Raw genomic sequence first — 14812 nt, forward strand, 5'->3', positions numbered from 1 at the left:
CGAGGGAGCGGCCATCAGTGCTCTGGTACACCGCTCCTGCCGCCGACTGGGAGCGCGAGGCCCTGCCCATCGGCAATGGCGCGCTCGGCGCCATGGTGTTCGGCACCCTCGCCTCCGAACGGCTGCAGTTCAACGAGAAGACCCTCTGGACCGGCGGCCCCGGTTCCACCCAGGGCTACGACCACGGCAACTGGCGCGCACCCCGCCCCGACGCGATCTCCGCCGTACAGGACGACCTCGACGCGCGGACCACCCTCGACCCCGAGTCGGTGGCCGACCGGCTCGGCCAGCCACGAACCGGCTACGGCGCCCACCAGACCTTCGGCGACCTCCACCTCGACCTGCCCGGCGCGCCGACGACGACCCCGGCGGACTACCGACGCGAACTCGACCTCGACAACGCCGTCGCCTCGGTCTCCTACACCCACCAAGGCGTCCGCCACCAACGGGAGTTCTTCGCCTCCTACCCCGATGGGGTGATCGTGGGCCGGCTCGCCGCCGACCGGCCGGGCAGCGTCACCTTCACCCTGCGCTACACCTCGCCACGCGCCGACTTCACGGCCACCGCGGCCGACGCGACTCTGACCGTGCGGGGCGCACTCGCCGACAACGGGCTGCGCTTCGAGGCGCAGGTGCGGGTGCGCAGTCGGGGTGGCACGGTGGCGTCCGACGGGGACGGCAGCATCACCGTGACCGGGGCCGACAGCGCCTGGTTCGTGCTGGCCGCGGGCACGGACTACGCCGACACCTACCCCGACTACCGCGGCCCGGACCCGCACGCCGCCGTAGCCCGTGCCATGGGGCAGGCGGGCGACCGCTACGAGGCACTGCTCGGCCGGCACACCCGCGACCACCGAGCCCTGTTCGACCGAGTCGGCCTCGACATCGGCCAGTCACCGGCGGCAGACGTTCCCACCGACGCGCTCCTGGCCGCGTACAAGGGCGGGACGAGCGCGGCCGACCGCGCCCTCGAAGCCCTGTACTTCCAATACGGCCGTTACCTGATCATCGCCTCCTCGCGCCCCGGCTCACTGCCCGCCAACCTCCAGGGCGTCTGGAACAACAGCACCACGCCCCCGTGGTCGGCGGACTACCACACCAACATCAACATCCAGATGAACTACTGGCCGGCCGAGGCCGCGAACCTCGCCGAGACGACGGCGCCGTACGACCGCTTCGTCGAGGCCCTGCGCGCGCCCGGACGCCGTACGGCGAAGGAGATGTTCGGCTCGCGCGGCTGGGTCGTGCACAACGAGACCAACCCGTACGGCTTCACCGGCGTGCACGACTGGGCGACCGCGTTCTGGTTCCCCGAGGCGGCGGCCTGGCTGACCCAACAGCTGTACGAGCACTACAGGTTCGGCGGCTCCACCGACTACCTCCGCACCACCGCGTACCCCGTGATGAAGGAGGCCACCGAGTTCTGGCTCGACAACCTGCGCACCGATCCGCGTGACGGAACCCTCGTCGTCACCCCCAGCTACTCGCCCGAGCACGGCGACTTCACCGCCGGTGCGGCCATGTCGCAGCAGATCGTCCACGACCTGTTCACCAACACCCTGGAAGCGGCCCGGATCCTGGGCGACACGCCCGGCTTCCGCCGCCGCGTCGAAGACGCGCTGAACCGGCTCGATGCCGGTCTTCGTATCGGCTCCTGGGGCCAACTCCAGGAGTGGAAGGAGGACTTGGACGACTCCACCGACACCCACCGGCACGTCTCGCACCTGTTCGCCCTCCACCCCGGACGGCAGATCGAACCCGGTAGCAAGTGGGCGGATGCCGCCAAGGTCTCCCTCACCGCGCGCGGTGACGGCGGCACCGGCTGGTCCAAGGCCTGGAAGATCAACTTCTGGGCCCGGCTGCGCGACGGCGACCACGCCCACAAGATGCTCGGCGAACAGCTCACGTCCTCGACCCTGCCCAACCTCTGGGACACCCACCCGCCCTTCCAGATCGACGGCAACTTCGGCGCCACCGCCGGGATCGTGGAGATGCTGCTGCAGAGCCAGTACGACGCCATCGAGGTGCTGCCCGCCCTGCCCGCCACCTGGCCGACCGGCTCGGTCCGCGGCCTGCGAGCCCGCGGCGGCGCCACCCTCGACATCGAGTGGGCGGCCGGACGGGCGACCCGCATCGCCCTGAAGGCGTCCCGGACCCGTGAACTCACCGTACGCAGCGACCTGTTCAAGGACGGGCAGCTGACCTTCAAGGCGATCGCCGGGCGACGCTACACCTGGCAGAGGGAGGACTGACCCCGCTAGGAACCCGACGCCCCTACCCGCACATCCGCCGCCCGCACGAACGCCACCCGATGGCCGAACTGGATCTCGTAATAGACGTCCTTGCCGACCACGACCCGGTGTGAGGACCCGTCGAAGGCCACGGCGTAGTAGTACTCGCCCGGAAGTTTGCCGCCCACCGCGTACCGCTGGCCCGCGGGCAAGGTGTACGGCAGCGGCGACACCGCCTGGGCGGGTACGTCCGTCGGATAGGCGGAGGCCTCGGGGTAGGCACGCCCGTACACCGGGATGGTCCTGAGGCCGTCCTTTGGCGTCACCACGAGGCCGGTCGCGTTCACCGCGGTCGGGTTCTTCTTCGGGTTCTTGAACCACGCCTTCTGGCCCAGGTACCAGATCGCCGTCCAGTCGCCGTTCCGGCCGGCGACCGCGTACTGCTGACCGGTCGAGACCCGCGAGGACAGGTCGTTCACCCCGGTGGTCGGGGTCGAGCCCAGGCCGACGTCCTTGATCAGGGGATACGACTCGCCGGGCCCGGAATACAGCCGCACCGCGCTCGAACCGTGGTCCGCGCAGGGCACGCCCGCGGTGACGCAGCCGGTGTACCGGGGCCGGTTGGCGGCGTAGTCGGGGCGGATCGTCACCAGGCCGCCGTTCGGGCCCGCGGTGGCCTCGAAGGGGCGGCCGAGCAGCTCGAAGTAGTGCCGCCAGTCCCAGTACGGACCCGGGTCGGTGTGCATACCGCTGACCGCCGACGAGGTCGGACCCGGCACGTTGTCGTGGCCGAGGATGTGCTGCCGGTCCAGCGGGATGCCGTACTTCTTCGCGAGGTACGTCACCAGGCGTGCCGAGGACCGGTACATCGCCTCCGTGTACCAGGCGTCCGGCCGCGCCAGGAAGCCCTCGTGCTCCAGGCCGATCGACTTGGCGTTGACGTACCAGTTGCCCGCGTGCCAGGCGACGTCCTTGGCCTTCACATGCTGGGCGATGTGCCCGTCCGTGGAGCGCAGTGTGTATTGCCACGACACATAGGTCGGGTCCTGCACCATGGTGAGGACTCCCTCCCAGGCGCCCTCCGTGTCATGGATGACGATGTAGTCGATGCCCGGGGAGGCCGGGCGGTTGCCCAGGTCGTGGTTGCCGTAGTCGCCGTCCCCGAACTCCTCGTACGGTGCCGGGATCCACTCGCAGGACACCGTCGTCGGGCACTCGGTCTGCGCGGCGTCGAGCGTCCGCAACCCCGCCCGGCTCAGCTGCCCCGGGTCGGGGGAGAGGCGTGGCTGAGCGGCCAGGGCGACCAGCTGGCCCGCGTCCGTGGCACGCTTCTGGCCGGTGCGCAGCACGTCGTAGACGTCATTGGCGTACGCCGTCGCGGTCGCGGTGTCGTCGGCACCGGAGAAGCGGGCCACCGCGCCGTACCAGTCCGCCGGGTCGGAACTCGGCGGTTCGCCCAGCTCCTTCTGCGCGGCGGCGAGCAGGGCGGCACCGCCGGCCACATTGGCGGCCGGGTCCGTACGCAGCTGCTCCGGGCGCAGACCGGTCAGTTCGGCCGCCTTCGGCAACGTCCTGAGGCGGGCCGGGATCTCCGCGGTCTCCGGCAGCTTCGCCTCGGGGAGCAGGGGCGGGCGGGCGCTGTCGCCGCGCGCGTCCTCCGAGCCGTCACTGTGGTGCGGCGGCTGCTCGGCGAGCGCAGTGCGGGCGTCGGTGAGGTGCATCGGGCCGTAACCGCCGGTCACACTGGGCGCCCCGGCGTGTGTGTCCCAGCGGGACTGGAGGTAGGAGACGCCGAGCAGGACGCTCTGCGGCACGTGGTACTCGGCGGCCGCGGCGGCGAAGGCCGACTGCAGGTGGTTCTCCGCGTTCCGGGCATTGGACGGGGCCGCGCCCAGCAGCGGGAACAACAGTGCCGCAGCGGCCATGGCGGTGACGGATCCTCGCAATGCAGCCTCCAGGGACGGTCGGGCGCGATGAGCCGTGCGGGGCCGGGCGTGCGTCTGTGGTACCGGCTGTCCGACGATCCGTCAATCATGCCGACCGGCAGGTGAATACCCCTGTAAATCGAGGGTCCCGGGAGTTTCGCGGCGGCAGCCTGAGGGCCTGCGGGGCGTCAGTGGCGTACACCAATGGGGCGTTTACGGCCGTACACACGACAGTCCGCGGTGCGCCGCTGTCCAGCGCGCACCGCGGACTGTCGTCCCCGTCAGCGAGTGCCGACCGCCGCGCGCACGGCCCGTCGGGCCAGCTGGCAGTCGTCGTGCAGCCGCCTCAGCAGCAGCCGCTGTTCCTCGCCGGACGGCGCAGCACCCAGGTGGGCCACTCCCGGTGCCGCCGGGGTCGGAGCGTCGTGCATCGAACGCTGCACGGCCGTCTCGTAGGTACGGATCTCACGGGTCAGTACGAGCATCAGGTTCACCAGGAACGCGTCCCGTGAAGCCGGGCCCGCCGACTGGGCGATCTGGCTGATCTGCCGACGGGCCGCCGGCGCGTCCCCGAGCACCGACCACAGCGTCGCCAGGTCGTAGCCCGGCAAATACCAGCCCGCGTGCTCCCAGTCCACCAGCACTGGACCGGCCGGTGAGAGCAGGATGTTCGAGAGCAGTGCGTCGCCGTGGCAGAACTGGCCCATGCCCTGCCGGCCCGCGGTCGTCGCGATGCCGTGCAGCAGCTTCTGCAGATCGCCCATGTCCCGGTCGGTGAGCAGGCCCAGATCGTGGTACCGGGAGATCCGGGTCGCGTAGTCCAGCGGTGCGTCGAACGTGCCCGCCGGGGGCCGCCACGCGTTGAGCCGGCAGATCGCTCCGAGTGCCGCCCTGATGTCCGCACGCGGCGGCGCCTCCACCGGGTGTCGCTGCAGTGCCGCCACCCGGCCCGGCATCCGCTCGATGACGAGCGTGCAGTTGTCCGGATCCGCTGCGATCAGTCTCGGCACACGCACCGGTGGGCGGTGCCGGACGAACGAGCGGTATGCCGCTATTTCGTGCCGGATCCGCTCGGCCCACGCCGGCGAGTGGTCGAGTAAACACTTGGCGACGGCCGTGCTGCGTCCGGTCGTGCCGACCAGGAGCACGGACCGCCCACTGCGGCGCAGCACCTGCACCGGAGCGAACTCCGGACAGATCCGGTGCACCGACGCGATCGCCGAACGCAGCTGGGCGCCCTGAGGGCCGGACAAGTCGAGTCTCCCGCTGAGCGGTTGGGTGCCGAGCCCCGCGGGGCGGCGCGTCCGGCCCGCACCGAGCACGGGGGCGGCCGTCGGCCGCGCGGGGTCGAGGTAGGGGCCGCCGCCCGCCGGGCGGGGGCGCAGCGACCGGGGTGGGGCGGACACGGAGGACGATGCTGCGTACATGGGAGAGACAGATCCCTTCGTGTGCCTGCGAAGTCAAAGCGCGACCCGATCCGGCCGCCCGGGTGCACCCTGGGGAATGCACCAGCCGTATCAAGAGGGCGACCGGGTCGGGGTGGCGCTTTCCTACCTGACACCCGATGCCCAGTGGCACACCATCTGGCGCACCCTGGCGAACCCTGGCGAATAGTCCCGAGGCAACTCTCACCGAGCTACTGTCAACTCAGCCGAGAACCTGGGGGCTTGACGTGAGCGGACAACCCAACACCCGCCTATCGGACCTGTTCGGCCTCGCCGGCTGGTCCAAGGGTGAGCTCGCGAGGCTGGTCAACCGGCAGGCGGCGGCCATGGGCCACCCCCAGTTGGCGACCGACACCTCGCGGGTGCGGCGGTGGATCGACATGGGAGAGATCCCGCGCGATCCGGTGCCGCGGGTGCTGGCGGCCCTGTTCACCGAGCGTCTCGGCCGTGTCGTGACCATGGAGGACCTCGGTCTGGTCCGGCACGGGCGTGCGGGGAAACGGCAGGACGGCGGGAGTGTGGAGCATCCCGACGGTGTGCCCTGGGCGCCCGAGCGGACGGCTGCGGTCCTCACCGAATTCACGGGAATGGACCTCATGCTCAACCGACGCGGCTTGGTGGGCGCGGGTGCCGCGCTCGCCGCGGGATCCGCACTCAGCAGCGCCATGCACGACTGGCTGCACACCGACCCGGCCCTCAGGGCCGACGCCCCCCAGTTCGACGACCCGTTGCACGCCGAACCCGCTGGGTTCGACCGTTACGAGGCCGCCCCCATCGGATCGCAGGAGATCGAGGAACTGGAGCGCTCGGTAGAGGTGTTCCGGGCCTGGGACGCGGCCCGCGGCGGCGGGCTCCAGCGCAAGGCAGTCGTAGGCCAACTCAACGAGGTGGGCGGCATGCTCGCCTACCGTCACCCCGACCATCTGCAGCGGCGCCTGTGGGGCGTCGCCGCCAACCTCGCCGTCCTCGCCGGCTGGATGTCGCACGACGTCGGCCTGGAACCCACGGCCCAGAAGTACTTCGTCATCGCCGCCCACGCGGCCCGAGAGGGCGGCGACCGGCCCCGCGCCGGGGAGGCGCTCTCCCGAGCGGCTCGCCAGATGGTGCACCTCGGCCGGCCCGACGACGCACTCGACCTCATGAAGCTCGCCCAGTCCGGCTCCGGCGACGAGGTGCTGCCGCGCACCAGGGCCATGTTCCACACCATCGAGGCCTGGGCACAGGCGTCCATGGGCAAGGGCCAGGCCATGCGCCGCACCCTGGGACAGGCGGAGGACCTCTTCGTCTCCGACAAGAGCGACGTACCGCCACCGAGCTGGATGCAGACCTTCAAGGACGAGGATCTGTACGGCATGCAGGCCCTGGCCTACCGCACGCTGGCCGAGTTCGAGCCCGGCGCGGCCGCGCACGCCCAGCACTACGCGGAGAAGGCCCTGGCCCTGCGCATCGACGGCCGGGAGCGGTCGAAGATCTTCGACCATCTGTCCATGGCGTCCGCCTGCTTCATCGCGGACGACCCCGAACAGGCGGACCGGTACGCACGACTGGCCCTGATGTCCATGGGCTCGAACTCGTCCGGCCGCACCTGGGACCGGCTGCGCCAGATGTACCGGCTCACCGCCGAGTACTCCAGCTACCCGAAGATCCACGAACTACGGGAGGAGATCCGGTTGGCGCTGCCCAAGGCGAGGAAGCCGGGCGGCGGCAACAGCGCACAGGCATAAGGGGACTGCGCGACTGATTGATCTCCGTAGGTCCGTAGTTCCGTAGGTCCTAGGACATCACCCTGGCCACGAGCACGCAGGCGTCGTCCTCGCGCTCACTGACACCGAACTCCTCTACGACCAGCCGTACGCAGTCCTGTGCGGTGCGTGCCTCGCTGAAACGGGAGCCCAGTTCGAGGAGACGATCCACGGCGTCCGCTGTGCTGTGCCTCGGCACCAGTCCGTCCGAGTGCAGCAGGAGCAGGTCGCCCACCTCCAGGGTCTCCTCTGCCTGTGCGTAGACGGCACCCGAGGTGGCGCCGAGCAGGACGCCGTCCGGCGCATTCAGCCTGCGCCCCGTCCCGTCGCGGAACAGCAGCGGGGCGGGGTGTCCGGCCTGCGCCCAGGTCAGGGTGCGGGTCTCGGGCCGGTAGCGGCAGCAGAGGGCGCTGCCGAGGGCCGGCTGGACGGTGGCGTCGAGTAACTGGTTGAGCCAGGACATCAGTTGCCCCGGCTGGGTGCCCGCCATGGCCATGCCGCGTACGGCGCCCAGCAGGGTCGCCATGCCCGAGGCCACGGCGACGCCGTGCCCGGTGAGGTCGCCGATGCTCAACATCGTTGCGCCGTCGGCCAGTTCGAGTGCGTCGTACCAGTTGCCGCCGATCAGCGCGCTCGTCGACGACGGCAGACGGTGAGCCGCGAGGTCCAGGGTCTCCGGGCCCCGGTGCGGGAGTCGCAGGGAGCCGCGCCACGGCGGCAGCACGGCCTCCTGCAGCTCGACCGCGAGCCGGTGCTCGCTCTGCGCGTGGTGCCGCTGGCGCTGGAGCGAGTCACGGGTCTCGCTCACCTCGCGCTGGCTGCGGCGCAGTTCGCTGACGTCCCGCAGCACGGCCCACATCGAGGCGGTGCTGCCGTCAGTGTCGAGCACGGGCTCGCCCATCATGTGCACGGTCCGGACCGCGCCGTCCGGCCGCACGACGCGGAACTCGCCGTCGATGGGCTGGGCGTCGACGAGGCAGTTCGTGACCATCGCCGTCAGCTTCGGCCGGTCCTCGTCGAGCACCAGGGACGGCAACTCGTCGAGGGTGAGCGGTGGCTTGGCGGGGTCACGACCCAGGATCTGGTAGAGCTCGCCGGACCAACTGGCCTCGTCCGTCAGCAGGTTCCACTCCGCGCTGCCGACCCGGCTGAGCAGCGAGCCGCGCCGGGGAGCGGGCGGCACGGCGTCGGGCGTGGCCGCGGGAGCCGCGTCCAGCAGGGCCGGGCCGTCCCGCAGTTGCGCCAGGTGCTCGTCGAGATCGTTGAGCTGGTGCAGGGCGAGGTCGTACAGCGCCCGCTGCCACCGCTCCTGCGGGTCCGAACCGTCGTCGCTGCGCGTGTCCCGCAGGGCGGCGTCGACGTCGCCCTTGAGTCGCCGCGTCTGCGATATGAGCGCTTCGACCGAGCCGCGTCCGGGCGGCTGAGCGGCGGGGCGGTCCGCAGAGAGATGGGGCGGCATGACGCACTCCGATGCGAGGACGGTACGACCAAGGCTGACGGAAGGACCGTTACGACTGTTGCACAGCCCGCGACGCCCTGTAAGGGATTTGGCAACACCCGATACGGTGGTGCGCCTGGCATATGCCAGAGTCTTCACGGCGGGCTCATGCCATGCGATTGCCGTAGGTCGCCGAAGGGGTCAAGTCGTAGGCGGCGTACGTGATTTGACGTCCTGTCGGGGCGATTGTACGTCGCTCAATCGAGTGTTCGACGGTCGGATGTTCTAGGGGCGGGGCGCCGGTGGCCGTCTGTCCGGGCGATGCGCTCTTCGGGAGTGATGCAGGTCACATAAATGATGTGCGCTTCGGTGTAATGCAAACGGCGTTTGCGGGGTCGTAAAAGCACAGCGGCAAAACCGTCCTACCTCCGACCCGCAGGGGAGACCGCCCATGGACATCGCCCTCGAGCAGCCCGCCCGCGCCCGCCTGATCACCGGCGAGGAGCGCGAACTCGTCGTTTCCGCCAAGCTGCGGTACGCCTCCACGGACCCGCTGGCGGTGCACATCGACTTCCCGGGCGAGGTCTCCCTCGATGGCCATGGGGCCACCTGGACCTTCGCCCGGAGCCTGCTGGAGGAGGGCCTGCGCGAGCCGGCCGGGGACGGTGACGTGCACATCTGGCCGTGCGGCCAGGAGCGTACGGTCGTGGAGCTGCACTCGCCCTACGGCATGGCGCTGCTCCAGTTCGACGCTTGCGCCCTGAACCGCTTCCTGCTGCGGACCTACGCGGTGGTCGCGACCGGCGAGGAGGACCTCGGGGCGGTCGTGGAGCGAGGCCTGAGCTCGCTCTTCGGCAGCGTGTGAGGAGGCCGGCCGGACGAGGAGACCGGCCGGACGAGGCGGCCGAGCGTAAGCGTATGAGGAGGTGACCTGGCCGCCGCCGCGGTGCCTCCTCATCGCTCCCGCGTCAGTACCGCAGCACCCCGGCGATCCCCTGGGCGTCGCTCAGTGTGCCGTCCGGTACGAAGCGGACCTCGGCGCCGGTCTCCAGGCACTGCTCGACGATCTCGTCCACGATGTCCTCGCGGGCGTCGAGGTCGCCGCTCTCGGCCGGGATGAGATGGTCGCCGCCCTCGCCGCGCACCGTCACCCGGTAGTTCTCCTCGACGGCCAGCAGCCGGATCCGGCCTTCGCGGGCGCTGCGCCAGACCTCGTCGACGCCGGCCGCGAACGCCTTGCGGCCGAGGGCGGTTTCGAGTTCCCGGGCCACGGCGTCGGTGTTCCTGCGGTCCTCGGCGGTGATCACCGGCCGGATCGCCTGCCACACCGCCTCGTGCGTGCCGTGCGCGAGCCCGCCGTGCGGGACGTGCACCGCGTCCTTGGTGGCGCCGCCGATCTCGTCCAGCAGGGACAGCGCCGCCTGCTCGCCGGTGATGTACAGCGGCCGCGGGTTGTCCCGGAGGATCGCGCTCATGGCGGAGTCCGCGTCCTTGAGGAAGTGGCGGGTGCCCTCGTCGCGGAACGTGCTCGGCATGTCGCCGATCTGTTCCTGGCGCTCGGCGTCGAAGTTGTCGAAACGCCTGGTCAGCGGGAAACCGCCGATGCGGGCCTCGGTGACGCGGTCCAGGCTGCCGGTCCACAGCGTGACACGGTCGGGGGAGACCGAGAGCACCCAGAACGGCCGCTCGGCGGCCTCCGCGGAGACGAGGTTGCGGGTCAGGAAGGTGTCCGAGAGCACCACGCGCTCGGGCACGGTTCGGGCGAGCGACCACACCTGGTGCTCACCCGGGGCGGCGAAGATCACCAGGCCGTCCTCGGCATAAGTGAGATCGACCTCGGCGAGGGCCTGGTCGAGCTGTCGCTCGACGTCCACCCGTCGTTCGCGGGTGACCGAGGGATCGGCCTCCAGCTGTTTCTTGGCCTCGGCCACGGCATTGCGCAGCCGAACCTGGTCCTGGGCCCGATAGGGCTCTCGGCGATGCGTGGGCGTCAGCACGGACACGGCCGGATAGGGGCGCGGGCGCCGCAGCTCGATGAGGGTCGTGGGACTGAGTGCGTGCTCCATAACAGCACGATAGGGCCGATTCGCCGATCGGGCATTAGGGGCAATCCCCTCGCCCCTGCGGACCTACTCTCCGTCGTCCTCCGGCCCGCAGGAGCTGCCGTCGGCCGGCAGCGTGCCGTACAGCAGGAAGGTGTCGACCTTGCGGTGCACGCACTTGGAGGAGGCGTATCCGGTGTGGCCGCTGCCCTTGTTGTCCAGGACCACGGCCGAGGGGCCGAGCCGCCTCGCCGTCTCCACGGTCCAGCGGTACGGCGTCGCCGGGTCGCCGCGGGTGCCCACGAGGAGCATCTTCGACGTGTGCACGTCCTTCACGTCGTCGCGGATGAAGTCCGTGCCCCTGGGGCGGCCGTAGCACATCAGCACCTCGGTGAGCCGGTAGGGGCCGAAGACCGGTGACGCCTGCAGGTACTCGGCGCGCAGCCGGTCGAGATCGCCGATGATCTGCTCGTTCGTCGGGCGGTCGGGGTCGTCCGCGCAGTTGATCGCCATCAGCGCCGCGGGGAGGTTGTCGAGCGGGACCTCCTCGTCGTCGACGAGACCGCCGTCTGGGTTCCCGGTCTCCTCGGTCGCCTCGGTCTCGTCCCGGCGCGCGGGTGCGGCGCCGCCGGTGGCGAAGGTCTCGATGGCGTGTGTGTCGCCGTCCTCGACCAGCGAGGCGAGGGCCCGCTCCAGGGAGGGCCACAACTCCTCGCTGTAGAGCGCCTGTCCGATGGCGCCGACCAGGTCCTGCCCGGTGAACGGCTCACCGAAGGCCGACGGCACCGGGTCCTCGTCCAGCGAGTCGACGAGTTGTACGACCTGCTTGCGGGCCTCGCGGGGGTCCTGTCCGAAGGGGCAGGCGATGTCCTTCACGCACCAGTTGATGAACTCCTCCAGCGCCTTCTGCTGGCCCTTGGCGCCTGCCACCCCCTGCTCGGTCAGCGGTTCGGTCAGCGTGTCCACACCGTCGAGCACCAACCGGCCGACCTTTTCGGGGAATTGGGCGGCGTACACCGCGCCGAGCCGTGTTCCGTAGGAGAAGCCGAGGTAGTTGAGCTTCCTGTCGCCCAGGGCCTGGCGCATCACGTCCATGTCGCGTGAGGCGTTGACCGTGCCGATGTGGGGGAGCACGGGACCGGAGTGCCGGGCGCACGCGTCGGCCGCCTTCCTCAACTGCTTCAGGACGGACTGCGGATCACGGCCGATTTCCGTGCCGTCGTCCGTCACGGCGATGTCCTCCTCGCCGTCCCCGCAGCTGACCGGCGAGGACCTGCCGACGCCGCGCGGATCGAAGGTCACGATGTCGTAGCCGTCCGTCAGCTCCATGAAGTCCTTGCCGCCGGCGGCAAATTCAGGGACACCGGCGCCGCCCGGCCCGCCGAAGTTGAGCAGCACCGAGCCCTGCTTCCGGCCCGTGGCCCGGTAGCGGGCGAGCGCGAGGTCCAGCGTCCCCGCCCGGGGGTGGGCGTAGTCGAGGGGGACGGTGATCTTGCCGCACTGCAGATCCTTCGGCAGTCCCTCGCCGGGACACTTGGCCCAGGTGATCTTCTGCCGGTAGAAGCGGGCGAGGTCGGGCTCCGTGCCGTCCGTGGCCGCCGGCAGCCCCGTGCCGAGCAGGACCAGTCCGACCGCGCCGGTGACCGCGCAGCGGCGCAGTGAGGGCCGCGTTGACAGCTTGGCCAGCATCAATGCCTCCAGGGACGCCCGTCGCGGACCGGGATACGGCGTCCTCGATCACGATAAGGGGGCCCCGGAACGCACGCCTCCGGGCGAGCGGCCCGGTCTGGGCTGCCGTACGCTGCGCGCCTTGTGCGCGCGTCGGGCGGTCGGTAAGCGGAGGTCCTCGTACCGGTGGAGCGGATGATCTTTCGGTGAGTAGTGTGCACGTTCGAATGCCGGGCGACCGTCCGCGCGCTGAAAGTGAGCAGACAGATGCAACCGACCTTCGTACTGGTTCACGGCGCCTTCGCGAACTCCTTCTCCTTCGCACCGCTCCAGGCAGAGCTCGGCCTCCTCGGACACCGCTCGGTCGCTGTGGACCTGCCAGGTCACGGCTTCGGGGCAACCTACGCGCGCGCCTATCAAGCCCCGCAGGACCTCGAAGGACTCGCCACCGCGCCCGGCTCGATCAAGGGCGTCACCCTCGCCGACAACGCCGCGCACCTGATCGGGATCCTGGAACGAGCACGGCGCAACGGCCCCGTGATCCTCGTCGCGCACAGTCGCGGTGGCATCACGGCCACCGCCGCGGCCAACGCACGGCCGGACCTCATCGACCGCATCGTCTATGTCTCGGCCTGGTGCCCGGTCGATCTCGACGTCGGTGACTACTACGCCGAACCGGAGATGGCCACGGTCGACGCGGGTTCCCTGGCTGCGGCGATGGCCGGGAACCCGGCCGAACTCGGCCTGCTCCGGGTCAACTTCCGCACCGCGGATCCGGACGCTCTCGCGGCGTTCAAGGCGGCCTTCCTCGCCGACGGCACCGACGAGGAGTTCCTGACCTTCCTGAACACCTTCCAGCCCGACGAGAACCTGGATGTCGGCACCTCCTCCGACCGGGCGCAGGCCGCGACGTGGGGCCGCATTCCGAAGACCTACGTGCGCCTGGCCGACGACGCCAGTCTGCCGCGCGCCCTGCAGGACCGGCTGATCCGCGAGGGCAACGCCCTCACACCGGACAACCCCTACGACGTGCGCACCCTCGAGGGCAGCCACCTGAAATGGCTGCTCACCCCGGCCCCGGCGGCTCGGCTCCTGGGGGAACTCGCCACGTTCGGCGGTTGATCACCAGTGGCGCAGCAGCCCCGCATGCGAGCAGCCGACGCAGGCCGCACCCTGGTGCCATGGACGGCGATCAGCCCATCGCGATCTACCCGCCCGCCGAGGACGGCGGCCGACGGGTCCGTGCCGGTGACCATTTCCTCGGCATGGCGTACGGGCTGCTGGACGTTGCCGAGTTCCTGCGCCGGGCGGGAATCGAGGACGCCGACGAGGAGTACGTACGGCGGTCCAGGCTGATCGAGTGGCGCGGCGGCGGCCCCGAGGCGTGGCAGCGATGACTTCGGCCGGGCCTCGTTGCGTTCGGCCTTGGACAACGGGGCCGAAGCACGGTCAACCGCACGGCGCCCGCGCGTTCTGAGCGCCACTGTCCTGAGCGACAAGTCGAATGAAAGGGGAGTCATCACTCAGTTCGACAACCATGCCGCTCGATGGGGTGAAAGACCGATAAGCCATAACTCGAATGGTTCATCGGCGTTTTATCCGGTGCGAGCGAGTGCTCGCGACCATGTCTGGAAGGCAGGGAACCTATGAGACGGGTTACCCGAAACGGTGTGATCGCCTTCGCCGCCACCGGCGCGATGGCTGTGACGATGCCGGCGTATGCCGATTCCGCGGCGGACGGTGCCGCGGCCGACTCACCCGGGCTGATCTCCGGCAACACCATCCAGCTCCCGGTGCACGTCCCGGTGAACGTGTGCGGCAACACCGTGAACGTGGTGGGGCTGCTCAACCCCGCCGTGGGCAACACCTGCACCAACGCGGGCGGTGGCAAGGCGGGAGCCGCGTCGAAGGGCGGGGCCTCGGCCGAGGGAAGCGGAAAGGATTCGCCGGGCGTCGTCTCCGGCAACACCATCCAGCTGCCGGTCCACCTCCCTGTGAACGTCAGCGGCAACACGGTGAACGTGGTCGGCGTCGGCAACCCGGCGACCGGCAACGAGTCCGTGAACACCCCCGGCAACCACCCTCCGCGCACCACGAAGCCGACGCCGAAGCCGTCCGTACCGCCGGCGAGGCACCAGCCGCGTCCGGTGCCGCCCGCGTTCGTCCCGCACGGGCCCGAGGGCGCCCTCGCCCACACCGGAGCGGACCAGACCCTCGCCGCCGTGGCGGGCGGCACGCTTCTCGTCCTGAGCGGCGCCGTCCTGTACCGGCGCTTCCGTCCCCTGGCGGTGCGCTGACCGCCGCCGCGCTTCGCGCACGGC

General features: G+C 70.6%; 11 protein-coding genes. 6 read left to right on the forward strand and 5 right to left on the reverse strand.

The genetic code is table 11. The features are described 5' to 3' along the window. The first annotated feature begins 17 nt into the window (after nucleotides 1-17). Nucleotides 18-2252: a glycoside hydrolase family 95 protein gene (locus PBV52_RS49035; RefSeq protein ID WP_274248618.1), complete on the forward strand. Its 2235-nt coding sequence runs from the start codon at nucleotides 18-20 to the stop codon at nucleotides 2250-2252. 5 nt (nucleotides 2253-2257) lie between these two features. Here the strand turns inward: PBV52_RS49035 and PBV52_RS49040 are convergent, their stop codons facing one another. Further along, nucleotides 2258-4156 (reverse strand): N-acetylmuramoyl-L-alanine amidase, encoded by a 1899-nt coding sequence (locus PBV52_RS49040; protein WP_274248620.1) that lies wholly within the window; start codon nucleotides 4154-4156, stop codon nucleotides 2258-2260. A 281-nt stretch (nucleotides 4157-4437) separates the two neighbouring features. Then, entirely contained in the window at nucleotides 4438-5583 is a 1146-nt protein-coding gene (locus PBV52_RS49045; RefSeq protein ID WP_274248621.1) for an aminoglycoside phosphotransferase family protein, read from the reverse strand. Nucleotides 5584-5828: 245 nt separating this feature from the next. Here PBV52_RS49045 and PBV52_RS49050 point away from each other — a divergent pair, with 245 nt between their 5' ends. After that, nucleotides 5829-7325, forward strand: coding sequence for a hypothetical protein (locus PBV52_RS49050; protein WP_274248623.1), 1497 nt, complete (start codon nucleotides 5829-5831; stop codon nucleotides 7323-7325). Nucleotides 7326-7374: 49 nt separating this feature from the next. Here PBV52_RS49050 and PBV52_RS49055 read toward each other — a convergent pair whose 3' ends face one another. Beyond that, a complete protein-coding gene (locus PBV52_RS49055) occupies nucleotides 7375-8802 on the reverse strand; it encodes a PP2C family protein-serine/threonine phosphatase (protein WP_274248625.1) in 1428 nt (475 codons plus the stop codon). A 430-nt stretch (nucleotides 8803-9232) separates the two neighbouring features. Between PBV52_RS49055 and PBV52_RS49060 the strand changes: the two genes are divergently transcribed. After that, nucleotides 9233-9646 carry an SsgA family sporulation/cell division regulator gene (locus PBV52_RS49060; protein WP_274248627.1) on the forward strand — a complete coding sequence of 138 codons (414 nt, stop codon included), beginning with the start codon at nucleotides 9233-9235 and terminating at the stop codon, nucleotides 9644-9646. Between the two features lie 103 nt (nucleotides 9647-9749). Here PBV52_RS49060 and PBV52_RS49065 read toward each other — a convergent pair whose 3' ends face one another. Both PBV52_RS49065 and PBV52_RS49070 read right to left on the reverse strand, forming a co-directional pair. Next, nucleotides 9750-10847, reverse strand: coding sequence for a chemotaxis protein (locus PBV52_RS49065; protein ID WP_274248629.1), 1098 nt, complete (start codon nucleotides 10845-10847; stop codon nucleotides 9750-9752). Nucleotides 10848-10910: 63 nt separating this feature from the next. Continuing rightward, entirely contained in the window at nucleotides 10911-12512 is a 1602-nt protein-coding gene (locus PBV52_RS49070) for an alpha/beta hydrolase (protein ID WP_274248631.1), read from the reverse strand. 246 nt (nucleotides 12513-12758) lie between these two features. On the opposite strand from PBV52_RS49070, the gene PBV52_RS49075 reads away from it, so the two are divergent. The 3 genes from PBV52_RS49075 to PBV52_RS49085 all read left to right on the forward strand — a co-directional run bounded on the left by PBV52_RS49075 (nucleotide 12759) and on the right by PBV52_RS49085 (nucleotide 14788). Then, a complete protein-coding gene (locus PBV52_RS49075; RefSeq protein WP_274248633.1) occupies nucleotides 12759-13613 on the forward strand; it encodes an alpha/beta fold hydrolase in 855 nt (284 codons plus the stop codon). Between the two features lie 59 nt (nucleotides 13614-13672). Further along, nucleotides 13673-13888: a hypothetical protein gene (locus PBV52_RS49080; protein WP_274248636.1), complete on the forward strand. Its 216-nt coding sequence runs from the start codon at nucleotides 13673-13675 to the stop codon at nucleotides 13886-13888. 249 nt (nucleotides 13889-14137) lie between these two features. Beyond that, nucleotides 14138-14788 (forward strand): chaplin, encoded by a 651-nt coding sequence (locus tag PBV52_RS49085; RefSeq protein WP_274248638.1) that lies wholly within the window; start codon nucleotides 14138-14140, stop codon nucleotides 14786-14788. The last annotated feature ends 24 nt before the right edge of the window (nucleotides 14789-14812 follow it).

This window comes from Streptomyces sp. T12 (assembly GCF_028736035.1).
Taxonomy (GTDB): Bacteria; Actinomycetota; Actinomycetes; order Streptomycetales; family Streptomycetaceae; genus Streptomyces.

Coding starts and splice junctions, on each gene's coding strand:
- PBV52_RS49040 (WP_274248620.1), bottom strand. CDS start 4,156: ATGGCCGCTGCGGCACTGTTGTTCCCGCTGCTGGGCGCGGCCCCGTCC.
- PBV52_RS49045 (WP_274248621.1), bottom strand. CDS start 5,583: ATGTACGCAGCATCGTCCTCCGTGTCCGCCCCACCCCGGTCGCTGCGC.
- PBV52_RS49055 (WP_274248625.1), bottom strand. CDS start 8,802: ATGCCGCCCCATCTCTCTGCGGACCGCCCCGCCGCTCAGCCGCCCGGA.
- PBV52_RS49060 (WP_274248627.1), top strand. CDS start 9,233: ATGGACATCGCCCTCGAGCAGCCCGCCCGCGCCCGCCTGATCACCGGC.
- PBV52_RS49065 (WP_274248629.1), bottom strand. CDS start 10,847: ATGGAGCACGCACTCAGTCCCACGACCCTCATCGAGCTGCGGCGCCCG.
- PBV52_RS49070 (WP_274248631.1), bottom strand. CDS start 12,512: ATGCTGGCCAAGCTGTCAACGCGGCCCTCACTGCGCCGCTGCGCGGTC.
- PBV52_RS49075 (WP_274248633.1), top strand. CDS start 12,759: ATGCAACCGACCTTCGTACTGGTTCACGGCGCCTTCGCGAACTCCTTC.
- PBV52_RS49080 (WP_274248636.1), top strand. CDS start 13,673: ATGGACGGCGATCAGCCCATCGCGATCTACCCGCCCGCCGAGGACGGC.
- PBV52_RS49085 (WP_274248638.1), top strand. CDS start 14,138: ATGAGACGGGTTACCCGAAACGGTGTGATCGCCTTCGCCGCCACCGGC.